The sequence below is a fragment of the Ferrovibrio sp. genome, from assembly GCF_035304305.1.
Lineage (GTDB): Bacteria > Pseudomonadota > Alphaproteobacteria > Ferrovibrionales > Ferrovibrionaceae > Ferrovibrio.
On sequence record NZ_DATGQG010000128.1, the window covers coordinates 1 to 22,863 of the forward strand.

General features: G+C 66.8%; 21 protein-coding genes and 1 other RNA gene. 7 read left to right on the forward strand and 15 right to left on the reverse strand.

The features are described 5' to 3' along the window. The 4 genes from VKZ87_RS14520 to VKZ87_RS14535 form a co-directional block, all read right to left on the reverse strand. The coding region (locus VKZ87_RS14520; protein WP_324221981.1) for a penicillin-binding protein 2 at window positions 1-1,843 on the reverse strand (1,843 nt) is incomplete at its 3' end. After that, window positions 1,840-2,376, reverse strand: a complete 537-nt coding sequence (ftsL, locus tag VKZ87_RS14525) for a cell division protein FtsL (RefSeq protein ID WP_324221982.1) — start codon at window positions 2,374-2,376, stop codon at window positions 1,840-1,842. The genes ftsL and VKZ87_RS14520, both read right to left, overlap by 4 nt. Then, entirely contained in the window at window positions 2,373-3,395 is a 1,023-nt protein-coding gene (gene rsmH, locus VKZ87_RS14530; protein WP_324221983.1) for a 16S rRNA (cytosine(1402)-N(4))-methyltransferase RsmH, read from the reverse strand. Before rsmH ends, ftsL begins: the two co-directional genes overlap by 4 nt. Further along, the gene (locus VKZ87_RS14535; RefSeq protein ID WP_324221984.1) at window positions 3,392-3,847 is read right to left on the reverse strand and encodes a hypothetical protein; all 456 of its coding nucleotides are present in this window, start codon (window positions 3,845-3,847) and stop codon (window positions 3,392-3,394) included. Before VKZ87_RS14535 ends, rsmH begins: the two co-directional genes overlap by 4 nt. A 292-nt stretch (window positions 3,848-4,139) precedes the next feature. Here VKZ87_RS14535 and VKZ87_RS14540 point away from each other — a divergent pair, with 292 nt between their 5' ends. Then, the gene (locus VKZ87_RS14540; RefSeq protein ID WP_324221985.1) at window positions 4,140-4,691 is read left to right on the forward strand and encodes a hypothetical protein; all 552 of its coding nucleotides are present in this window, start codon (window positions 4,140-4,142) and stop codon (window positions 4,689-4,691) included. 17 nt (window positions 4,692-4,708) lie between these two features. Here VKZ87_RS14540 and rnpB read toward each other — a convergent pair. The 3 genes from rnpB to VKZ87_RS14555 form a co-directional block, all read right to left on the reverse strand. Then, window positions 4,709-5,113: RNase P RNA component class A (gene rnpB, locus VKZ87_RS14545), an RNA gene on the reverse strand. A 50-nt stretch (window positions 5,114-5,163) separates the two neighbouring features. Next, a complete protein-coding gene (locus VKZ87_RS14550) occupies window positions 5,164-5,928 on the reverse strand; it encodes an N-acetylmuramoyl-L-alanine amidase (RefSeq protein ID WP_324221986.1) in 765 nt (254 codons plus the stop codon). After that, on the reverse strand, window positions 5,928-6,854 hold the full coding sequence (locus tag VKZ87_RS14555; RefSeq protein ID WP_324221987.1) for a DMT family transporter: 927 nt from the start codon (window positions 6,852-6,854) through the stop codon (window positions 5,928-5,930). Before VKZ87_RS14555 ends, VKZ87_RS14550 begins: the two co-directional genes overlap by 1 nt. 150 nt (window positions 6,855-7,004) lie before the next feature. On the opposite strand from VKZ87_RS14555, the gene VKZ87_RS14560 reads away from it, so the two are divergent. Then, complete coding sequence (locus tag VKZ87_RS14560; protein WP_324221988.1) at window positions 7,005-10,649, forward strand: hydantoinase B/oxoprolinase family protein; 3,645 nt, start codon at window positions 7,005-7,007, stop codon at window positions 10,647-10,649. Window positions 10,650-10,714: 65 nt separating this feature from the next. Here the strand turns inward: VKZ87_RS14560 and VKZ87_RS14565 are convergent, their stop codons facing one another. Then, window positions 10,715-11,260 carry an AAA family ATPase gene (locus VKZ87_RS14565; RefSeq protein WP_324221989.1) on the reverse strand — a complete coding sequence of 182 codons (546 nt, stop codon included), beginning with the start codon at window positions 11,258-11,260 and terminating at the stop codon, window positions 10,715-10,717. A 187-nt stretch (window positions 11,261-11,447) separates the two neighbouring features. Here VKZ87_RS14565 and VKZ87_RS14570 point away from each other — a divergent pair, with 187 nt between their 5' ends. Further along, window positions 11,448-12,062 (forward strand): TetR/AcrR family transcriptional regulator, encoded by a 615-nt coding sequence (locus tag VKZ87_RS14570; RefSeq protein WP_324221990.1) that lies wholly within the window; start codon window positions 11,448-11,450, stop codon window positions 12,060-12,062. 13 nt (window positions 12,063-12,075) lie between these two features. Next, a complete protein-coding gene (locus tag VKZ87_RS14575) occupies window positions 12,076-13,743 on the forward strand; it encodes an isovaleryl-CoA dehydrogenase (protein WP_324221991.1) in 1,668 nt (555 codons plus the stop codon). Window positions 13,744-13,787: 44 nt separating this feature from the next. Here the strand turns inward: VKZ87_RS14575 and VKZ87_RS14580 are convergent, their stop codons facing one another. The 5 genes from VKZ87_RS14580 to VKZ87_RS14600 all read right to left on the reverse strand — a co-directional run bounded on the left by VKZ87_RS14580 (window position 13,788) and on the right by VKZ87_RS14600 (window position 17,392). Beyond that, a complete protein-coding gene (locus tag VKZ87_RS14580; RefSeq protein ID WP_324221992.1) occupies window positions 13,788-14,696 on the reverse strand; it encodes a diacylglycerol/lipid kinase family protein in 909 nt (302 codons plus the stop codon). Window positions 14,697-14,703: 7 nt separating this feature from the next. Next, complete coding sequence (locus tag VKZ87_RS14585) at window positions 14,704-15,342, reverse strand: exopolysaccharide biosynthesis protein (RefSeq protein ID WP_324221993.1); 639 nt, start codon at window positions 15,340-15,342, stop codon at window positions 14,704-14,706. 111 nt (window positions 15,343-15,453) lie between these two features. Next, window positions 15,454-16,224 carry a TerC family protein gene (locus tag VKZ87_RS14590; protein ID WP_324221994.1) on the reverse strand — a complete coding sequence of 257 codons (771 nt, stop codon included), beginning with the start codon at window positions 16,222-16,224 and terminating at the stop codon, window positions 15,454-15,456. Between the two features lie 146 nt (window positions 16,225-16,370). Next, entirely contained in the window at window positions 16,371-16,988 is a 618-nt protein-coding gene (locus tag VKZ87_RS14595; protein ID WP_324221995.1) for a cation transporter, read from the reverse strand. A gap of 53 nt (window positions 16,989-17,041) precedes the next feature. Beyond that, complete coding sequence (locus VKZ87_RS14600; protein ID WP_324221996.1) at window positions 17,042-17,392, reverse strand: metalloregulator ArsR/SmtB family transcription factor; 351 nt, start codon at window positions 17,390-17,392, stop codon at window positions 17,042-17,044. A 189-nt stretch (window positions 17,393-17,581) separates the two neighbouring features. Between VKZ87_RS14600 and VKZ87_RS14605 the strand changes: the two genes are divergently transcribed. From VKZ87_RS14605 to VKZ87_RS14615, 3 genes are read left to right on the forward strand one after another with little or no spacing between them, the layout of a single operon-like run. After that, window positions 17,582-18,526 (forward strand): hypothetical protein, encoded by a 945-nt coding sequence (locus tag VKZ87_RS14605; RefSeq protein WP_324221997.1) that lies wholly within the window; start codon window positions 17,582-17,584, stop codon window positions 18,524-18,526. A 33-nt stretch (window positions 18,527-18,559) separates the two neighbouring features. Continuing rightward, complete coding sequence (locus VKZ87_RS14610) at window positions 18,560-19,240, forward strand: SDR family oxidoreductase (protein ID WP_324221998.1); 681 nt, start codon at window positions 18,560-18,562, stop codon at window positions 19,238-19,240. Window positions 19,241-19,263: 23 nt separating this feature from the next. Further along, on the forward strand, window positions 19,264-20,010 hold the full coding sequence (locus VKZ87_RS14615; RefSeq protein ID WP_324221999.1) for an SDR family oxidoreductase: 747 nt from the start codon (window positions 19,264-19,266) through the stop codon (window positions 20,008-20,010). Window positions 20,011-20,017: 7 nt separating this feature from the next. Here VKZ87_RS14615 and VKZ87_RS14620 read toward each other — a convergent pair whose 3' ends face one another. Continuing rightward, entirely contained in the window at window positions 20,018-20,485 is a 468-nt protein-coding gene (locus VKZ87_RS14620) for a GNAT family N-acetyltransferase (protein WP_324222000.1), read from the reverse strand. After that, window positions 20,482-22,863, reverse strand: a 2,382-nt coding sequence (gene metH / locus VKZ87_RS14625) for a methionine synthase (protein WP_324222001.1), incomplete at its 5' end; no start/stop codon positions are given. The genes VKZ87_RS14620 and metH, both read right to left, overlap by 4 nt.

Below are 22,863 nucleotides of genomic sequence, written 5' to 3' on the forward strand. Positions count from 1 at the left end.
CCTGCGTCCTGGGGGCTGCCGCGGCAGCCGGCATGGCGGCGGGCCGGCTGGCCGAAAAATCCGGCGCCGGCCGTCCGGGAATCGGCACATACATCGCCTGGCGGATCGCCGGCGAATTCTCGTCGACCGGCGGCACGCCCAGCATCGGCGCGATGCGGGAGATGATCCGGCCCACGGCGGGCGCCGCGGTCCAGCCGGCGGTGGCGAAGCCGTAGGTGCTCTTGTTGCCCTTCGGCTCGTCGATCATCACCTGCACGATGTAGCGCGGGTTATGCATCGGGAAGCCGGCAACGAAGGTGTTGAAGTTGGCTTTCCGGTTATACCCGCCGCGCTCGTTGACCTTTTCCGAGGAGCCCGTCTTGCCGCCGACGAGATAGCCTTCGACATCGGCCTTCTTGCCGGTCCCCTCTTCCACCACCAGCAGCATCAGCTTGCGCATGATGTCGCTGACCTCGCGGCGGATCACCTGGCGGCCGGGCGCCGGAAGCCCGGGCGGGCGCTTGATCAGCGTCGGCGGATGCAGCACGCCGCCATTGATGATGGCGGCGGTCGCGGTGGCGAGCTGCAGCGGCGTGGTGGAGAGCCCGTGGCCGTAGGAAATCGTCATCGTCTCGATGGTCTTCCACTGCCGCGGCACCAGCGGTGCGCCGACTTCAGGAAGCTCGATCGTCGGCTTGGTCAGCATGCCGAGCCGCGCCATGAACTCGCGCTGGCGCTCCGGCCCGACATCGACGGCCATCTTGGCCGAGCCGATATTCGACGAATACATGTAGATTTCCGGCACGCTGAGCCAGCGCTTCTTCGGATGGTCGTCGCGGATCTGGAAACGCGAGATCTGGATCGGATGCGTGGCGTCGTAACCGCTGCTCAGCTTGACGGTGCCGTAATCCAGCGCCATCGCCGTGTTCAGCGTCTTCATGGTCGAGCCCATCTCGTAGACACCGAGCGTGATGCGGTTGAAACGGGCCTCCTTGCTGGCGCTGCCCGGATCGGCCGGATCGAAGTCCGGCAGGCTGACCATCGCAATGACTTCGCCGGTATGGATGTCCAGCACGATGGCGCCGCCGCCGATGGCGTTGAATGTCTCCACCGTCCGGGCGACCTCGTCGCGCACCGCATGCTGCACGCGGATGTCGATGCTCAGCTGCAGCGGGTCGCCGGTACGCGAGGGATCGCGCAGCTGCTCGTCGAAATACTGCTCGACGCCCGAGATGCCCTTGCCGTCGATGTCGGTGTAGCCGAGAACATGGACGGCAAGCGAACCCTGCGGATACACGCGGCGCTGTTCGTTGTGGAAATAGAGGCCGGGGATGCCGAGCCGGTTCACCTCGTACTGCTCGCGCGGGCTCATGCCGCGCTTGAGCCAGACGAAGCTCTTGCCCGAGGACAGCTTGGCCTGCACCTCGCCGGCAGAGAGTTCCGGCAGCGTCTGCGCCAGCCGCACGGCCGCCTCGCGGGCATTCAGCACCTTGCGCGGGTCGGCGTAGAGCGAGGCGGTGTTGAGGTTGGTCGCCAGGATGTCGCCGTTGCGGTCGACGATCGGCTGGCGTTCCATCAGCGCAGTCTGGGCGATCAGCTCCGGATTGATGCCGCGCGCCACCACCGGCTCCAGTGCACCGCGGATCACCGTCAGTTCGACCAGCCGGCCGGCCAGCACCAGGAAGGCCAGCGAGAACAGGCCGATGCCGATCACAAGGCGGCCGCGGCTCATGTCGAGCGCCTGTTTGGCGGCACCATCGAGGCGCAGGGTCGCCGGGCTGCCCGGAATATCGGCGGGCGTGCAGGGCGGCCGCACCTTCTGCACCGGCTGCGGTTTCGACTTGCGGGGGAACAGGCCGATCATTGCGCCCTCCGCGTCTCGCCCGCGCGCTGCATCGCGCCCAGCACGGCAGCGACCTCGGAATCGAAATCCATGGCCGGCGCCACCGGATGGGCCGCGACACGAACCGGCGCGCCGGCGGGCGCTTCCGGCGCCGGCCTGGCGGCAATTCGTGCAACCGGCACCGCGGGTTTCGTCGGCGCGGCCGCCAGCGGCGGCAGGGCCGGCACCGGCGCGGTCTTTGCGGGCGGCAGCGCGTCGGGATCGGTCTGGCCGCGATCCTGGCGCCAGGGCAGCGCCTCGATGGTGGCAATGTCCTTCGCCGTGGTCGGGCGCATCTGCAGCAGGCGCTCGGCCTTGTCCTGCAGATATTCCGGCCGGGTCAGATAGCTCCATTCGGCCTGCAGCACGCCGATGGTCTCGCGTTCCTGGCTCAGCGCGCGATTGAGTTCGATGAGCTCATCCTCGAGGCGCTGCACCTCATAGGACAGCTGGTAGAGCCCGAAGGACACGACCGCGAGCAGGATCAGGGCGAGGATGGAGAGGCCGCGGCTCATGCTGCCTCCCGCAGATCGTCATCGGGCCAGACCGGCGCGGCGGTGCGCTTCGCCGCCCGCAGCTTGGCGGAACGGGCGCGCGGATTGGCGGCGGTTTCCGCCTCGCCCGCGGTGATCGCACCCTTATGCAGAAGCACGAAGGACGGTGCGCGCTGTCCGGCCTCAACCGCCGGCAGATGGCGCGAACCGCCCGCCTGCTTGCCGCTGCGGCGATCGAGAAACCGCTTCACCACGCGGTCTTCCAGCGAATGGAAGGAAACCACCGCCAGCCGGCCTTCCGGCTTGAGCAGCTTCTCGGCCGCAGCCAGGCCGCGTTTCAGTTCGCCCAGTTCGTCATTCACCACGATCCGCAGCGCCTGAAAGGTGCGCGTTGCCGGATGCACGCCCGGCGTGCCGCGCACCACGCGGGCAACGATCTCGGCGAGTTCGCGGGTGCGGGTAATCGGCTTTTCCCTGCGCGCGGCGACGATGGCGCGGGCCACGGCGCGGGCGCGGCGCTCCTCGCCGTAGAGATAGATGATGTCGGCCAGCTCGGCTTCGTCGCGATTGTTCACGATGTCGGCGGCGGTTTCGCCCTGCCCGCCCATGCGCATGTCCAGTGGACCATCCTGCTGGAAGGAGAAGCCGCGCTCGGCCTGATCGAGCTGCATGGAGGAGACGCCGATATCGAGGGCAACGCCGTCCACGGCCTCGATGCCGATGCCGGCCAGCAGCGCGACCATGTCGCCGAAACGGCCCTCGAGCAGGCGGAAGCGCTGCGGATAGGCCGCCGCGATACGCTCGGCATGGCTGCGCACGCCGGGATCGCGATCGATGCCGATCACCTGGCAATCGGCTGCCTCCAACAACGCCATACTGTAACCCCCGGCACCGAAGGTGCCGTCCACAAACAACTCGCCCGCCGCGGGACTCAACGCTGAAACCACTTCCGTTCGGAGAACGGAGAGATGCGGAGTCGAGAGATGCGCCGTCCTTGCGGCTTTTTCGTGACCGCGCCGGCTGACGGTCGCGGCGCTCACGACCGCCCCTCGCCGCGCAGGTATGCGGCAGCCTTGGCGCGGGCCTCGGCGGCGCGCGCCTCCCACGCCTTCGGCTCCCAGATCTGGAAACTGTGACGGCGGCCGACGAAGACCGCCTCGCCCGGCGCCGACAGGCCGGCATGTTCGAGGAACTGCGCGCCGAGCTGGATGCGGCCTTCCTGGTCGAGGCTCAGCTCGCTGAGGAAGGGCAGCAGGCCGTCGATCAGCATTTCCCGTTCAGGATGCAGGTCGGGCAGTTCGTCGATGCGGCGGTTGACGCCGTCGAGATAGTCGCGGCCGCCGGCCACCAGAGCAGGCGCGCTGATATCCGGTCCGAGGATCAGGCCGCTCTCGGAATCCCTGCGGGACAGCAACGCGCGATACGGCGCCGGAACGGAGACCCGTCCCTTCGCGTCGATGCGGTTTCGAAAGGTTGAGAGGAAGAATTCCACCCCAGCCGCCCCGTGCTTTCCTCCCAGGGACGCTCCCGACGAGCCTCCGAACTGGGATAAGATGGGATAACATGGGGTATTATGGGCGTCAATGGAATTAACGCTTCCGAAAGGTGATTCTGCCCAGCAAAAACGGGCACTTACGAGAAATTTATGTTACCGCAGAAAACCTCTTTTTGTTCTACAATGTTCTCTTGCGCCTGTCCGGCCGGGCCAGTACACCCGGCATCGGAGGACGGTTATCCACCGGTTCGGGGGAGCGTTGACCGTTCCGTGTGATCGATACGGGGCTATGAACAGACTTATCCTCAGCCTGCTTGCAGTATGGTTAACGGCCACCTCCGCCCAGGCCCGGGTGGGTACCGAGCTGCTGCCCCGTGACGTGCCTCCGCTGAAGCGGTTCGCCATCGTCGCCAGCACGGCCAACAACCAGTGCTTCACCACCCAGCTGGTCAATAACGATGTGCGGCGCCTGCGCCCGTCGGTGCTGCTCTCGCCCTGCGAGTTCAGCATCGAGAACCAGACCCAGGGCTTTTTCGTCAGCCGGCCGCTGCAGAGCGGCTACCAGATCTTCTTCGCCGCCAATCCCGGCTATTGCCTGGCCATGGAGCCGCGCAGCCAGACCCTGGTGGTCTCCGGCTGCGCCCTGAACAGCGAGATGCTCGCGCAGCTGCCACAGCTCTGGGACATCAAGTCCGGCGGGCTGTCGCTGCGGGATGCGCAGGGCAGGAAATGGTGTCTGGATACCCGCGCGAAACAGGGATTCTCGGCGATCTTCGAGCCGGCCTTCATCGAATGCCCGCCGCAGATCCCGGATGCCTTCATCCTGCGCGTCAGCCGCTGAACGGCTGCAGGGAATAAGGTGCCAGACGGCCTGTAAGCCGGGTTCTGTCCACCCACTTGCGTGAGCTGGACGGCCATTCCTCTGGGATGCCCGTTACCGGACACCTCGCGCGACCGACCCGGATGGCGGGCCGAAAACCGCCCTGCAGGCTTGCGCCTGCGGCCATCCCTATTTGGTCTTGCTCCCGGTGGGGTTTGCCGTGCCGCTGCCGTTACCGGCCGCGCGGTGCGCTCTTACCGCACCCTTTCACCCTTGCCATCAGGCGCCAACCCGAAGATCGGCGCGTGATGGCGGTCTGCTCTCTGTGGCACTTTCCCTGGGGTCGCCCCCGCCGGGCGTTACCCGGCACCGTGTTTCCGTGGAGCCCGGACTTTCCTCGACACCGCCATTGCTGGCAGCGCCGCGGCCGTCCGGCCGTCTGGCACGCCGCAGAGGTAAGCCCGGCGACCGGCGCCGTCAATGCAGGATGGGCTTAATCCTTGTCCTTGCAGGCCCGCCGCACGGTAACCTGCCCGGCGATGTGGTGCACCAGGCTGGTGGTTTCGGCATCGCTGACGCCATCCACCTTCGCCTGCCGCCAGTGCCGCTGGAAGGCGCGGATCACCGCCTCGGTCTGGCCGTCATACAGGCTGGTGCCCTCGATGCCGTAGCCGATCTTGTCCAGCGCCACCTGCAGCTCCAGCACGGCGCCGCTGCGGTCGCCCGGCAACAGCACCGGCGCATGGGGCGATACGGTGAAGTCGGCGGTCGGCCAGCGGCCGAAACCATGCTCCGCCAGCCGGTGCCAGGGAAACAGTTCGCCCGGATCTTCCTTGCGCTGCGGCGCGATGTCGGAATGGCCGACATAGTTGCCCGGCATAATCTCGTACCGTCCGGCGATGTCCTGCAGCAGCGCGATCAACGCATCGATCTGCTGTGCCGGGAAGGCGCGGTAGCCGAATTCATGGCCTGGATTGACCAGCTCGATTCCGATCGAACGCGCATTGACGTCGCGGATGCCGCGCCAGAAGCCGACGCCGGCATGCCAGGCCCGCTTGTCCTCCGGCACCAGGCGATAGACCGTGCCGTCCTCGTCGACGGTGTAATGGGCGCTGACCTTGGAGGCCGGATCGGTCAGCCGCTTGAGCGCGGCTTCCGCACTCGGCATCCCGGTATAGTGCAGCACGACCATGTCGACCGGCCGGCGCGTGTTGCGGTCGTCGAAATTGGGCGATGGTGTATCAACATAGCGCAGCATCACTCACCTGCCCCCCGGCTCGGTGCCGGGGCCTTGAGCGCGGCCTCGTCGGGAGAGGTCGCGCGGACTTCCACTGCCTTGGCTTCGCGCAGCGTCACGATCAGAACGCCAACCAGCGTCAGGGCGGCTCCGATCAGCACGCGGGCGCTGAGGTTCTCGTCCAGGAACAGGATGCCGGAGACGATGCCCAGGATCGGCGCCAGGGTGAAGCCGGGATTGACGATGCTGACCGGATAGCGGCGCAGCAGATAATAGGCGCCGCCATGGCCGATCAGGGAGACGCCGAGAATGGCATAAGCCAGCATGAACCAGTGCACCCACTCCGCCTCGACCATGCTCTGCATCTGCCCGCCCTCGAAGATGAAGGACAGCAGCAGCAGGCTCGGCCCGCTGATGGCGCCGACCCAGGCCTGCATGGTGAAGGTGTCCACGCCGGAGATGCGGCGCACCAGGATCTGGCCGTAGGACATGGCGAAGACGCTGCCGAGGCAGTACAGGATGGCGCCCATATAGCCGAAAACCTTCGGGTCGAAACTGATCACCATGGTGCCGACGAAGGCCAAGACGATGCCGAGGCCGCGTTTCCAGCGCACCTTCTCGCCCAGCAGGACCCAGGCCAGCAAGGTCGAGATCGGCACGCCGAGCTGCACGACCACGGCCACGACCGACACGTCGTCGGCCAGCGCGATACCGTTAAACATCAAGGCGAAATGGAGGGTGCCCATCAGCAGGGCGGCCGGCAGGACGAGATGCATCTGCCCCTTCTGCCATTTCAGCCAGGGCACCATGAGCAGCCCGAGGCCGAGGAAGCGCATGCCGGTGAAGAAGACCGGCGGAAACTGGCCGACCGCGATCTTGGACGCGACAAAATTATAGCCCCAGATCGTGCAGATCAGCAGCAGCAGGGCAATATGGGGGGGCTTCATCGCCGGGACCCTAGCAAAAGGACCGTGCCCGGGGCTACGGTTCATTCCGCTCCGGGTATGCGCTGAATGCAACGGGGCTATGCAAGACTGCAAGGCGGTGGCGGACCTGTCCTATACAGGGCGATCCGATTCAAAGGAGGATTTGAGTAGATGACCGGGCAGTGGGAATTCTGGATCGACCGCGGCGGCACCTTTACCGACATCGTCGGCCGCAAGCCGGACGGGACGATCGTCACCCACAAGCTGTTGTCGGAAAATCCCGAGCGCTACCGCGACGCCGCCGTCCAGGGAATCCGTGACCTGCTCGGCCTGAAGGCCGGCGATCCGCTGCCCAAGGGGCAGATCGCTGCCGTGAAAATGGGCACAACGGTCGCCACCAACGCACTGCTCGAGCGCAAGGGCGACCGCGTCCTGCTGGTGGTCTCGGAAGGCTTCGCCGACCAGCTGCGCATCGGCTACCAGACCCGCCCCAACCTCTTCGCCCTGCATATCCAGCTGCCCGAAATGCTCTACGAGCGGGTCGAGGAAATCCCCGAACGCGTCCGCAATGACGGCACGATCGAGACGCCGCTGGATCTTCAGGCCGCGGAAAGGGTCCTGAAGGCCGCCTATGACGATGGCATCCGGTCCGTCGCCATCCTGTTCATGCATGGCTACCGCTACACCGAGCATGAGGCGAAGGTGGCGGAACTGGCGAAGAAGATCGGCTTCACCCAGGTCTCGGCCAGCCACCAGGTCTCGCCGCTGATCAAGTTCGTCAGCCGCGGCGATACCACCGTGGTGGACGCCTATGTCTCGCCGATCCTGCGCCGCTATGTCGACCAGGTCGGCAGCGAGCTCGATGTTGCGAACACGGCATTGCGGCTCATGTTCATGCAGTCCAACGGCGGCCTGGCGGACGCGAATTTCTTCCATGGCAAGGACAGCATCCTGTCCGGCCCGGCCGGCGGCGTGGTCGGCCTGGTGGAGACCTCGACCCGCGCCGGGTTCGGGAAGGTGATCGGCTTCGACATGGGCGGCACCTCCACCGACGTCAGCCATTATGCCGGCGAATACGAGCGCGCCTTCGAGACCATGGTGGCCGGCGTGCGCATGCGCGCCCCGATGATGATGATCAACACCGTGGCGGCCGGCGGCGGCTCGATCCTGCATTTCGACGGCGCGCGCTACCGCGTCGGCCCGGATTCCGCCGGCGCCAATCCCGGCCCGGCCTGCTATCGCCGCGGCGGTCCGCTGGCGGTGACCGACTGCAACGTGCTGCTCGGCAAGCTGCAGCCCGACTTCTTCCCCGCCGTCTTCGGCCCCAACGGCGACCAGCCGCTGGACGCCGAGATCGTGCGGCAGAAATTCACCGAACTGCAGGCGCGCGTGAAAGCCGAGACCGGCGATACCCGTACCATCGAGGAAATGGCCGAGGGCTTCCTCGCCATCGCCGTCGAGAACATGGCCAACGCGATCAAGAAGATCTCGGTGGCGCGCGGCTATGACGTGACGAAATACGTGCTCTCCAGCTTCGGCGGCGCCGGTGGCCAGCATGCCTGCCTTGTCGCCGATGCGCTCGGCATGACCGAGGTGCTGCTGCATCCGCTCGCCGGCGTGCTGTCGGCCTACGGCATGGGCCTGGCCGACCAGCGCGTGCTGAAGGAGAAGTCGGTCGAGATGCCGCTGGATGAGGCGGCGATGGCTGTGCTGACCCGCGAGCTCGACGCGCTGGCCGAGGGATCGCGCGGCGACATGCTGCATCAGGGCGTGCCGGAATCGCGCATCACCGTGATCCGCAAGCTGCATGTGCGCTATGGCGGCTCGGATTCCAGCCTCGAGGTCGAATTCGGCAGCCTGCCCGAGATCAAGGCCGCCTTCGAAGCGGCGCATCGCCAGCGTTTCGGCTTCATCAGCCCGGAAAAGCAGCTGATCGCCGGCGCGGTGGCGGTCGAGGTCGTCGGCCAGGGCGAGCGCGCACCGGACATCGTCGAGCAGATCACCGATCCCCGGCCGCAGGCCGACATCCCGGTGCTGGCGCAGCGCAGGGCCTACATGGCGGGCGCCTGGCGCGACACGCCGGTCTATGACCGCGCCGCGCTGCGCCCGGGCGAGACCATCAGGGGCCCCGCCATCGTCATCGAGCCCACCAGCACCATCGCCATCGAGTCGGGCTGGCAGGCGCGCCTGACCGAGCGCCGCGACCTGGTGCTCAAGCGCGTCGAGGCCCTGCCCGCCCGCAAGGCCATCGGCACCGAGGTCGATCCGGTGATGCTGGAGATCTTCAACAATCTCTTCATGTCGATCGCCGAGCAGATGGGTTCCGTGCTGGAAAAGACCGCCTATTCGGTGAACATCAAGGAGCGGCTGGACTTCTCCTGCGCCATCTTCGATCTTGAGGGCGAGCTGATCGCCAACGCGCCGCACATGCCGGTGCATCTCGGCTCGATGTCGGAATCGATCAAGACCGTGATGCGCAAGCGCGCCGGCCAGATGAAGCCGGGCGACGTCTATGTGCTGAACGCGCCCTATGCCGGCGGCACCCACCTGCCCGACGTCACGGTGATCACGCCGGTCTTCGACAAGGCAGGCAAGGAGGTGCTGTTCTATCTCGGCAGCCGCGGCCACCATGCCGATATCGGCGGCACCACGCCGGGCTCGATGCCGCCGGACTCCAAGACTGTCGAGGACGAGGGCGTGCTGCTCGACAACGTGCTGCTGGTCGATGGCGGCCGCTTCCTCGAAGCCGAGATGATCGAGATCCTGAAGAGCGGCAAGTATCCTTCGCGCAATCCGCATCAGAACATCGCCGACCTCAAGGCGCAGATCGCCTCCTGCGAGAAGGGTGCGCAGGAGCTGCGCAAGATGGTTGACCAGTTCGGCCTCGACGTCGTTCGCGCCTATATGCGCCACGTCCAGGACAATGCGGAGGAATCCGTGCGCCGGGTGATCAGCCGCCTCAAGGACGGCGAGTTCACCTATCCGATGGATGACGGCTTCGAGATCAGGGTCAAGGTGACGGTCAACCACAAGGACCGCACGGCGAAGATCGACTTCACCGGCACCTCGGGCCAGCATCCGACCAACTACAACGCGCCCAAGGCGGTCTGCGTCGCCGCCGTGCTCTACGCCTTCCGCTGCCTGGTCGACAGCGACATCCCGCTGAACGGCGGCTGCCTCAAGCCGCTGGAGATCATCATCCCCGAGGGCTCGATGCTCGACCCGGTCTATCCGGCCGCCACCGTGGCCGGCAATGTCGAGACCAGCCAGTGCATCACCGACACGATCTTCGGCGCGCTGGGTGTCATGGCGGCGGCCCAGGGCACGATGAACAACTTCACCTTCGGCAACGACCAGTACCAGTATTACGAGACGATCTGCGGCGGCAGCGGCGCCGGCGCCGATTTCAACGGCTGCGATGCCGTGCACACGCATATGACCAATGCGCGCCTCACCGACCCCGAGGTGCTGGAATTCCGCTTCCCCGTGCTGCTGGAGAGCTTCCGCATCCGGCGCGGCTCGGGCGGCAAGGGCCGGCACAGGGGCGGCGACGGCACGATCCGCCGCATGCGTTTCCTCGAGCCGATGACGGCCACCCTGCTGTCGTCGCACCGCAAGGTGCCGCCCTTCGGCCTGGAAGGCGGCGAGAACGGCGAAACCGGCCGGCAGTGGGTCGAGCGCGCCGCCACCGGCGAGAAGATCATGCTGGAGGGTCGCTGCTCGGTCGCGATGCAGCCTGGCGACGTCTTCGTGATCTCGACACCATCGGGCGGCGGCTTCGGCAAGGCGGTCGAGGCGAAGCAGGCGGCGGAGTAACAGTCCGCCTGCTCTTCAGGAAAATTGCGGCGGCGGAGCAATCCGCCGCCGTTTTCTTTCCGGTGTCAGGTCCTGGCGCGCGGCAGGCGCAGTTCCTTGCGGATCTTCTCGGCCGCCTCTTCCGGCTTCAGCGGCCCGGTATCGATGGTGACTTCCGCCTTCGGCATATGCGAGGTGGCGAACACGCCGGCCGCATCCAGCCTTTCGAATTCCAGCCGCGAGGCCAGCTTGCCGCTCTGGCGGCGCGACTTGGCGTCGATGCGCTGCAGAAGCTCCTCCCGCGAACAGGTCAGTTCCACGAAGCGGACGCGGCTGCCCGCCGTGGCGACAATGTCGATCGTCTCCTCGACGAAGCTGGGGCGCACCGTGGTTTCCGGGGCGAAGGTGAAGACCAGTCCGGGCAGCCGCTCCTTGGCGGCGCGGCGGAAGACGGCGAGCCAGATCTCCTCGCGCAGTTCCACGAAAGGCGTGCTGCCGAAATCGAAGACCGGCAGCAGGAGATTCACCGCCAGCTGGTTCTGGAACAGCTTGTAGCCGGTGAGCGCGGCGAGTTCCCGCGCGACGGTGAGCTTGCCGGTGGCGGGTTTGCCGTAGAGGAAGACGAGTTGCATGTCGGACCCAGGAAAGATGTGATTGAGAATTATAGCCGATCCGCGTTGGCAATGCGTTGATCCTTGTCAATTTTTCGCGGATTGGCGCTGCATTCTTCCCGAATGCGTTCCGGGGCGCCCACCTTCCCGCGCCGCCCTTGCATAAAGAAGTGAACTCTGTTTCACTTCTTGCCTGAGGAGCAGCCGAATGGCCTATCGTCGCACCGAATCCGTCGTGGCGCGCCTGAACGAGACGCGCGATCGCATCGTCGCCGCAGCGCTGACGCTGGTGGCGCGTCACGGCTATGGCGGCGCCGGCATTCCCGCCATCGCCGCCGAGGCCGGCCTCTCGACAGGTGCGCTCTATCGCTACTTCCCGTCCAAGGCGGACCTGTTCGACGAGGTCTTCCGGGTCGCCTCGCAGCGCGAGATCGATGTCTGTGCCGAGGCCGCCCGCAGTCCGGGATCGGCGCGCGAGCGGCTCGTGCGCGTGGTGGATGTTTTCGCCCGCCGCGCGCTGAAGGGCGGCCGGCTGGCCTATGCCCTGCTGGCCGAACCGGTCGATCCGCTGATCGAAGCCGAACGCCTGCGCTACCGTGTTCCCTACCGCGACATCTTCGCCGGCATCATCGCGGACGGCATCAGGGCCGGCGAAATACCGGAGCAGGATGCGGTGCTGACCGCTTCGGCCATCGTCGGCGCGCTGAACGAGGCGCTGATCGGCCCGCTCGCGCCGCAGGCCGGAAAGACCGACCAGGAAAAACTGATCGCCGGGCTGGCGCGGTTCTGCACCCATGCCCTCGGCCCGACACCGAAGAAATGACAGGAGAAACGCCATGACCGCGCACCAGAACCTGCAGACCGCCTTCGATCCTTCCGAAGCGCTGAACCAGCCGCCGGCCCTGGAGGACTACAACCTCTTCACCACCGATCGCGCGCTGATGCAGGCGGCCGAGGTGAACGGCGCCGGCTGGGCGAAGGACCGCCTGACGGCCTACGGCGCCAGGCTCGGCAGCGCCGAAACCATCGAACAGGGCCGGCTGGCGCACAGGTTTCCGCCGCAGCTCAAGCTGTTCGACCGCTTCGGCCATCGCCGCGATGAGGTCGAGTTCCATCCCGCCTGGCACAACATCATGCGGCTGATCATCGGCGAGGGCCTGCATTCCACACCCTGGGCCGAGCCGAAGCCCGGCGCCCATGTGGCGCGCGCGGCGGCCTATGTCATGCATGCCCAGATCGAGCCGGGCAGCCAGTGCCCGACCACCATGACCTATGGCTCGGTGCCGCCGCTGAAGCGCGACGAGACGATCGCGAAGGACTGGCTGCCGAAGATCTATTCGCGCGACTACGATCCGGCCAACAAGCCGATCGGACAGAAGACCGGCGCGCTGATCGGCATGGGCATGACCGAGAAGCAGGGCGGCTCGGACGTGCGCTCCAATACCACCCGCGCCGAGCCGATCGCGTCGTCCAGCGGCCGTGAATACATCATCACCGGCCACAAGTGGTTCTTCTCCGCGCCGCAATGCGACGCGCATCTGGTGCTGGCGCAGGCGCCCGGCGGCCTGAGCTGCTTCTTCGTCCCGCGCTGGCGACCCGACGGCTCACCCAACCCGGTGCGCATCCAGCGCCTGAAGGACAAGGTCGGCAACAAGTCGAATGCAAGCTCCGAAGTGGAATTCCACGGCGCCTGGGGCTGGCTGCTCGGTGACGAGGGACGCGGCGTGCCGACCATCATCGAGATGGGCACCTATACGCGCCTCGACTGCGCGCTGGGCTCGGCCGGCCTGCTGCGCGGCGCCGTCAGCCAGGCGGTGCATCACGTCTTCCACCGCCGCGCCTTCCAGCGCCACCTGATCGACCAGCCGCTGATGACCAACGTGGTGGCCGATCTCGCGCTGGAATCGGAAGCCGCCACCATGCTGGCGCTGCGGCTGGCCCGCGCCTTCGACCGCAGCGACAGCGACGCGCAGGAGGCTGCCTTCCGCCGCCTGTGCACCCCGGCGGTGAAATACTGGGTCTGCAAGCGCGCGCCCAATGCCGTGGTGGAGGCCATGGAAGTGCATGGCGGCAACGGCTATGTCGATGAAGGCCCGATGGGCATGCTCTACAAGGAGATTCCGCTCAACTCGATCTGGGAAGGCTCAGGCAACGTGATGTGCCTCGACGTGCTGCGCGCGCTGCAGAAGAGCCCAGACGCGCTGGACGTCTTCTTCGCCGAGCTGGCGCCGGTGCGCGGCAACGACCGCAGGCTGGACGCCGCCGTCGCCTCGCTGCAGGACGAGTTCACCGATCTCGCCGGCATCGAGCAGCGCGCCCGCCGCGTGGTGGAGAAGATGATGACGGTGCTGCAGGCCGCCCTTCTGGTGCAGCATTCGCCGGCCGCCGTTGCCGATGCCTTCTGCGCCTCGCGGCTGGACGGCGACTGGGGCCATGCCTTCGGCACGCTGCCCGGCGGCGTGGACTTCCGCGCCATCGCGGAACGGGCGCGACCGGTCGCGTGAAATGTCATGCGCGGGTCAGGCCCGCGCATGACAGGAAATATCGGTCAAGTCTTCGCCTCGGTCTCGGCCGGCATGCGCACCTTCAGCGCCTGCCGGCCGACGGCGTAACGGATCGGGCCGGAGAGCATTTCCACCTCGCCGTCATTGGCGACCGGCTTGGGCCGGCGGAAGTCGATGACGATACGCTCGGCGCGGATCGTCTCCAGCTCCGGATCGGTGTCGAGCGTGCCGAGGAAAAGCTTGGCAAGCTGACCGGCGGAGCCCAAAGCCGTCTTTTCGTGGCTGACATAGAGCGTGAGTTCGCCGCTCTGCAGGTCGCTGCGGGTGAACAGCCGGCCCGTGTGGAATTCATAGGCGCCCACCGCGACGACCAGCGCCGGCGACACGATCTCGCGCCGTTCGCCGTGATGCTCGATGGCGATTTCCATCAGGCGGTGCCGGCGCACTGCCCGCCAGGCCGCCTTCATCATTGCCGGCCATTTGGTGATGCCGAACAGCCGCCGGCGCCGCTCGCGGTCGACGATCATCTCGGGATAGAGCCCCAGCGCCGACTTGTTGAGGAAGATGCCGTCGTTGATGCGGCCGACATCGATCGGCGCCACCTCGGCATTGCCCAGCGCACGCACGGCATTCTCGATCTCGAGCGGAATGTTCAGGTCGCGGGCCAGCAGGTTCATGGTGCCGAGCGGCAGAACGCCCAGCGTTCCCCGGCGTTTCACCATCAGCTCGGCCGCGGAGCGGAGCGTGCCGTCGCCGCCGCCGACCCAGACCTCGTCATGGTCCTGCGCTGCCTGGCGCAGGGCTGGGAGAAGCTGCTTCGGCGGAACGACGCGGACGTCGACGGATTCACCGCGCGTCTCGCGCGCGATGCGGCCGACCAGATCCTTCAGCTGATCGGGGCCATGGCGCTGCGCCGTGCCGGATGCCGCATTGATCACCACTGCCAGTGTCATGCCGGACCTACAGGGGAAGGAAGCCGGTGAGCGCCGCGCCGGCCTTCGCCGCGCCGAAGCCGAGCGAGATGAAGAGCGCCGCCGCGGCCCCGCCCACCAGATGGCCGGCCAGCGCGCCGAGCCCGTCGCGGGTGAGAAGGCCGAGCGATGTCAGCACGATGCCGAGCGCAAACGGCGTGTTGCCGAAGGGCAGCGGCAGCGCGAGGCCGATCGCCTGCACGGCAATGCCGAGCACCGCCACGACCATGCCGGCACCGGTCACCGCCCAGGTGAGACGCGGCCGGAACCAGCGTTCCAGCCGCCGCACGCAGGGCACGGCATGCCGCATCACCCGCCGCAGCGTCCGCGGCGGCAGCCTGCGCCGGCCGATGAAATCCGGAATCAGCAGCCGGTCCGGCCGCACCAGCATGCTGACGGCAACGCAGATCACGACCAGGCCGAGCAGCGCGCCGACCGGGAGGCCGGGCGACGGCACGATGCCGATCAGGCCGAGAAACACGAGCAGCAGCGGCGCCGAGCGGTCGGCGAAAATCTGCGCCGCCTCCTGCACCGATACCGCCTCCCGGCGGCCCTTCGCGCTCAGGCGCAGCAGGTCGCGGGCGATACTGGAACTGGAGGACGGCAGGTCGGACTGGGTTGCGGTCATTACTGGATCAACGCTGGATCGGCTCCGGCGGGAATCTGGGGACCGATTGGGGCGGAAAGGCGGCAGCGCAGGACAAATCGGCGCTGCCGCCGGACATTCAGCGTGACATTGTCAGGCGCCGGTCCGCTGCCGGCGGATGCTGGCGAAGGCCGAACGCCTGTTGGCGCGCCGCGCGGCCATGTTCAGGCCTTCAACGATCACCGAGAAGGCCATGGCGCCGTAGACCACCGCCTTGGGCATGTGGATGTCGACGCTCTCGCCCACCAGCGTCATGCCGATCATGACCAGGAAGGACAGGGCCAGCATCACCACGTTGGGATTGCGGTTGACGAAGCGCGCCAGCGGCTCGGCGGCGATGATCATGATCACTACCGACAGCAGAACCGCGGCGATCATGATCTCCAGATGCTCGGTCAGACCGATCGCCGTGATCACGCTGTCGAGCGAGAACACCACGTCGAGGATCAGGATCTGGCTGATCACGTTCCAGAATGCCGGATGCCGCGGCTTGGCCGCCATGTCCGCTTCGTCGGGGTCGTCATGAGGCACGACACGGTGGTGGATCTCCGTCGTCGCCTTCCAGATCAGGAACAGGCCGCCCGCCAGCAGCACGAGATCGCGGCCCGACAGCTCGAACCCGAAGACCGTGAACAGCGGCTTGGTCAGGGTGATCAGCCAGGCGGCGGAAACCAGCAGCAGGATGCGGGTGATAACCGCCAGGGACAGGCCGAGCCGGCGCGCCAGCGGCTGCCGCTCGGGCGGCAGGCGGTTGGTGACAATGGTGATGAAGATCAGGTTGTCGACGGCGAGGACGAGTTCAAGCGCGACGAGACCGGCCAGCGTTGCGAGCGCCGCGGGCTGCAGGAAGATCGAGAGGTCCATGATGTCTCCAGGTCGAGGAACGGGTGGCGGGTGACCAGCCGTCCGACATCGCTGCCATCCCCGCTTCAGAAGCGCCGATGACAACCAGAGGGGCCCGGACGTTCTCCGCTACTTAGACGGATCCGCCAGAATTTCAAGCCTCCGTCTCAGACCGGTCGTCCGCCATGGGCCGCGTACGGGGCGGAATGCCGCAGCTCGCCGCCCGCCTGGCGGATCACCTGGACCGAGCCCCAGATCGCCAGCGTCGCCATCAGGGCCGCCACGGCGATGTCCGGCCAGGGGGTGCCGGTGGCGAAGACGCCGCTGGCGGCCGCCATCACGGCAAGGTTGCCCAGCGCGTCGTTGCGGCTGCAGATCCAGACCGCGCGCATGTTGCTGTCGCCGCCGCGGAACCGGTAGAGCATCACCGCGACCACCAGGTTGACCGCCAGCGCGGCGATACCCACCGCGCCCATGGTCAGCGGCTCGGGAACGGTGCCGGCCAGCACATGCCGGATCGTCATCGCGGCCACCCAGAGGCCGAACAGCCCCATGCTGACGCCCTTCAGCAGGGCGGCGCGGGCGCGCCAGGCCAGCCCCAGCGGCAGCACCACCAGCGCGATGCCGTAATTGGCGGCATCGCCGAGGAAATCCACCGAATCCGCCAGCAGCGAGGTGGAGCCGGCGGCAAATCCTGCCCCCAGTTCCACGATGAACATGCCGGCATTCAGCACCAGCGCGATCCACAGCACCAGCTTTGCCGCCCGGCCGGTTGCCGCGGGCATGTGGTGATCATGCCCGTGGGCATGACCGTGGTGATGGCAGGATGCACCCATGATCAGACCTTCTCTTCTTCGGCCTCTCCGGCCGGCGCGTGCTGGTGATGATGCGGCTCGGTCACATGCTCGGCCATGTCGGCCAGCATGTGCCGGACATGCTCGTCGGCGACCGCATAATGGATTTCCCGTCCCCGCCGTTCGGCGCGGACCAGCCGGGCGGCGCGCAGCAGGCGCAGGTGATGGCTGGCCAGCTGCGGCGAGATGCCCGCCATCGCGGCGGCGACGCTGGCGGCGGCCGGACTGTTGCACAGAACCGCCATCAGCCGCAGCCGCGTCGGGTCGCCGAGCAGGCGGAACATGTCTGCCAGCTGCTCGACGTGATGGTCCTTCAGTTTTCCGAGCTTAAACATTTAAACAGATATTTAAATGTTTTATCAATTGCTGTCAAATACTCCTCGCCCGGACCGATCCACCAAGGCTATGCTGCGGAAGAACAACGAAAACTCCTCAGTCTCCCGAAGTCCGCGAAGGCCCGTTCCCTGAATGTTTCACGTGAAACACCTCCTGCCGCCCGCCGGGCTGCCATCCCACCGCCGGCCATGATCATCCGCCTCGTCGATTTTGTCGGGCGCTATGCCACCAAGTTCCTGTTCGGCGGCGTGCTCGTCGGACTGCTGATTCCGCCGCTGGCCACACTGCTCCGTCCCGGGCTGGTGGTTTTCCTGCTGCTGCCGCTGACCCTGGCGCTGATGCGGCTCGACTGGAGCGCCTTCCACGCCTACACGCGCCGGCCGTTCCTGATCGCCATCGCCGTGGCCTTCCTGCTGCTGGCCTGTCCGCTGCTGGTCTTCGCCGTGCTGCAGCCCGTCGGCCTGCCGCGACCGCTGATGGAAGCCATTGTGCTGATGGCCGCCGCGCCGCCGATCACCGGCACGGTGGCCATCGCACTGATCCTCGGACTGGACGCGGCGCTGGCCGTCATCGTCATGGTGCTGGCCACCGCCCTGGTGCCCTTCACCCTGCCGCCGCTGGCGCTGCTGCTGCTCGACATCGAGGTGCAGATGTCGCTGGTGGAATTCATGGGCCGCCTCGCCCTGATGGTCGGCTTCGCTTTCGGCGCCGCGGCGCTGGCGCGCTGGCGCCTGCCGCCCGGCTGGCTGCAGCAGAACCAGCGCCTGCTCGACGGCGGGTCGGTGATCGCCCTGGTGCTGTTCGCCATCGCGATCATGGATGGCGTCACCGCCAAGCTGCTGGCGCAGCCGGGCTACGTGATCCTCGCCACCGCATCGGCCTTCGTCATCAATGTCGCGCTGCAGGCCGTCGGCTATGTCGTCGGCCGTGGCGTCTTCCGGCTCAACATCCCGGCGGCGATCACGCTGGGCGTGCTGGCAGGCAATTGCAACATGGGCCTGGTGATGGTCGCGCTGGCCGACCGGGCCGTCTTCGATATGGTGGTATTCTTCGCCATGGGGCAGCTGCCGATGTATATGCTGCCCGGGCTGCTGGAGCCGGTCTATCGCCGCATGATGCGGCAGCCGGCGTGACGTGTTTCACGTGAAACAGGAAAGGACATCTCCATGCCGACCCTGTTGATCACCGGCGCCAACCGTGGCATCGGTCTCGAGCTGACCCGGCAGTATGCCGCCGATGGCTGGGACGTGATCGCCTGCGCCCGCCAGCCCGACAAGGCCGACGAACTGAAGGCGCTGGGAAGCAGGGTAACGGTCGAGGCTCTGGATGTGACCGATTATGCCGCCGTCGACCGGCTCGCGGAGACATACAAGGACCGCCCGATCGACCTGCTGATCAACAATGCCGGCATCTACGGCATCCGCAATCCGCCGCTCACCATCGCCGATTTCGACGATTACCTGAAGGTGCTGCAGGTCAATGCCGTGGCGCCGATGAAAGTGACTCTCGCCATGCTGCCGGCGCTGAAGAAAGCGAAAGCTGCGAAGATCGCCACGATCTCCAGCCGCATGGGCTCGATCGGCTCCGATGGCAGCGGCGCCTACGTCTATCGCGCCTCCAAGGCCGCCATCAATGCCGCCATGCACAGTCTGGCGCTCGATCTCAGGCCCACCGGCATCACCTGCATCCTGCTGCATCCCGGCTGGGTGAAGACGGACATGGGCGGCCAGGGTGCCGACATCACGCCGCAGGTCAGCGCCTCGGGCATCCGTTCGGTGATCGCGCGGGCCACCGCGGCCGATACCGGCCGCTTCTTCAATTACGATGGCGCGGAGATTCCCTGGTAACGGCAGCAGCAGAGGGGGAAGGCATGAGCAGGACGATCCTGATTACCGGCGGCAGCCGCGGCATCGGCCGCGCCACCGCCATCATGGCCGGCGAACGCGGCTGGTCCGTCGGCGTCAACTATGCCGGCAACGAGAAGGCGGCACAGGATACCGTCGACGCCGTGCAGAAGGCCGGTGGCCGGGCGATCGCGATCCGGGGCGACGTTTCACGTGAAGCCGATGTCATCGCCATGTTCGAGGCGGCGGAAAAGGCCTTCGGGAAACTGGACGGCGTGGTGAACAACGCCGGCATCGTCGGCGAGAAGCAGGCCTTCGTCGACTACTCCTTCGAGCGCATGAAACGCATTTTCGACATCAATGTGCTCGGCGCCTATCTCGTCGCCCGCGAGGCGGCCCGGCGCATGGCGACCTCGCGCGGCGGCAGGGGCGGCAGCATCGTCAACGTCTCCTCGGTGGCGCCGCGGCTCGGTGCGCCCGGCGAATATGTCGACTATGCCGGTTCGAAAGGCGCCATGGATGCGATGACGCTCGGCCTTGCCCGCGAGCTGGCGAAGGACGGCATCCGGGTGAATGCCGTGCGCCCCGGCCTGATCGACACCGAGATCCACGCCAGCGGCGGCCAGCCGGATCGCGCCGAGCGGCTCGGTGCGCTCACGCCCATGGGCCGCGCCGGCACGGCGGAGGAAGTCGCTGCCGCCATCGTCTGGCTGCTGGAGGATTCCTGCGCCTATATGACCGCCGCGCTGATCGACATCAGCGGCGGGCGGTAACATCGCGTCACTCCAGCGCGAGCTTCATGCCGACATGGCTGGCCTTGAAGCCCAGCCGTTCGTAGAAGCGATGCGCGCCCTCGCGGCTGTTGTCGGAGGTCAGCTGCACGGAACGGCAGCCTCGTTCGCGGGCACGGTCGATGGCATGGCGGATCAGCTGCGCGCCGAGCCCCTGTCCGCGCAGATGGCTGGCGATGCGCACCGCCTCGATCTGCGCGCGCCACCTGCCCTGCTGGCCGAGTCCGGGAAGGATCATCAGCTGCAGGCAGCCGATGATCGTCCCCTGCCCGTCCAGAGCGAGGATCACCTCGCTGCCGATCTGCCGCAGCGCTTCGAATGCCTTGCCGTAGCTCTCCGGCAACGGATCGCTGTAGCGCTCGCGCGTCGCACCGAGATGGTCATCGGCGAGCAGGCGGACGATGTCGGGCAGGTCGGCAGCGGTCGCGGTGCGGAAGGCGAGCTGCACGGCCCTCACTCTGCGGCTTCGGCCTGCGCCGGATTGTAGGCGAGGTTGGAAGCCAGCCAGCGTTCCATCTGCTCCAGCGGCATGCCCTTGCGCTTCGCATAGTCGGCGACCTGGTCGCGTTCGATGCGGCCGACGCCGAAGTAGCGCGCCTCGGGATGGCTGAAATACCAGCCGCTGACGGCCGCCGATGGCCACATGGCGAAATGTTCGGTCAGCGTGATGCCGGCCTTCGCCTGGGCATCCAGCAGCCGGAACAGCGTCGCCTTCTCGGTATGATCGGGACAGGCCGGATAGCCGGGCGCCGGGCGGATGCCGCGATAGGCCTCGTCGATCAGTTCCTCGTTGCTCAGGTTCTCGTCCGCGGCATAGCCCCAGAATTCCTTGCGCACGCGCTCATGCATGCGTTCGGCAAAGGCCTCGGCCAATCGATCGGCCAGGGCCTGCGCGAGAATGGCGGAATAGTCGTCGTGCTTCGCCTTGAATTCGCGGGCGATCCACTCGTCCAGCCCGATGCCGGCGGTGACGGCGAAGGCGCCGATATAATCGGCGACGCCGCTGTCCCGGGGCGCAACAAAGTCGGCGAGGCAGAAATTGGCGCGGTCGCCGTCGCGCTTCATCTGCTGCCGCAGCATGTGCAGGCGGGCCACCTCGTCCCTGCGCGACTCATCGGCATAGACCGCGATGTCGTCATCACCGGTCTGGCCGGCCGGCCAGAAGCCGATCACCGCAGACGCGCGGATCGGCTTTTCCTCGACGATGCGCTTCAGCATCGCCTGCGCGTCGCGGAACAGATTGCGGGCCGCCTCGCCAACGACATTGTCCTCGAGAATGGCCGGATACCTGCCGCGCAGCTCCCAGGTCTGGAAGAAGGGCGACCAGTCGATGCGGTCGACCAGCTCGGACAGGGGATAATCCTCGAAGACCTTCACGCCGAGGAAAGCCGGCTTCGGCGGCACATAGCCGCTCCAGTCGATCTTCACCTTGTTGCGGCGCGCATCGGCAATGGTCTGGCGCGGGCCGGTATTGCGCTCGCGCGAATGGATCTCGCGGATCCTGCCGTATTCCTCGGCCACCTCGGCGGCGAAGACCGGCGCCTCGTTGGGCGAGACCAGCTTGCCGGCAATGCCGACGGCGCGCGAGGCATCGGTGACATAGACCACCGGCCCATTGTAGTTGGGCGCGATCTTCACTGCCGTATGCACCTTGGAGGTGGTGGCGCCGCCGATCAGCAGCGGCAGCTTGAAGCCCTCGCGCTGCATCTCGCTGGCGACATAGCACATCTCGTCCAGGCTCGGCGTGATCAGGCCGGACAGGCCGATGATGTCGGCGCCGATCTTCTTCGCCTCCTCCAGGATGCGGGCGGCCGGCACCATGACGCCGAGATCGACCACTTCGTAATTGTTGCACTGGAGCACGACGCCCACGATGTTCTTGCCGATGTCGTGGACATCGCCCTTCACGGTCGCCATCAGGACCTTGCCGTTGGTCTGGGCCGGTCCCTGGCTCTTCTCCGCCTCGATGAAGGGCAGCAGATAGGCGACGGCCTTCTTCATCACGCGCGCCGACTTCACGACCTGCGGCAGGAACATCTTGCCGGCGCCGAACAGGTCGCCGACCACGTTCATGCCGTCCATCAGCGGGCCTTCGATGACCTCGAGCGGCTTGCTGACCAGATGCCGCGCCTCTTCGACATCCTGGTCGATGTAGTCGGCGATGCCGTGAACCAGCGCATGGGTCAGGCGTTCGCGGACCGGCTTTTCGCGCCAGGAGAGGTCGGCTTCCTGCGTCCTGCCCTTGCCGCGATAACGCTCGGCGATCTCCAGCATACGCTCGGTCGCGTCCGGGCGGCGGTTGAGCAGCACATCCTCCACCCGCTCGCGCAGTTCGGGCTCGATATCCTCATAGACCGGCAGCTGGCCGGCATTGACGATGCCCATATCCATGCCGGCGCGGATGCCGTGATAGAGGAATACCGCGTGCATCGCCTCGCGCACGGGTTCGTTGCCACGGAACGAGAAGGAGACGTTCGACACGCCGCCCGAGACATGGGCATGCGGGAGATTGTCGCGGATGCGCCGGGCCGCGTCGAAGAACTCGACGGCGTAGTTGTTATGCTCCTCGATGCCGGTGGCGACCGCGAAGATATTCGGATCGAAGATGATGTCTTCCGGCGGGAAGCCGACCTTCTCGGTCAGCAGGCGATAGGCGCGTTCGCAGATCTCGTACTTGCGGTCGGCGGTATCGGCCTGGCCCTGCTCGTCGAAGGCCATGACCACGGTTGCCGCGCCGTAGCGCAGGATCTTGCGCGCCTGCTCCAGGAAGGGCTTCTCGCCTTCCTTCAGGCTGATCGAATTGACGATGGCCTTGCCCTGCACGCATTTCAGGCC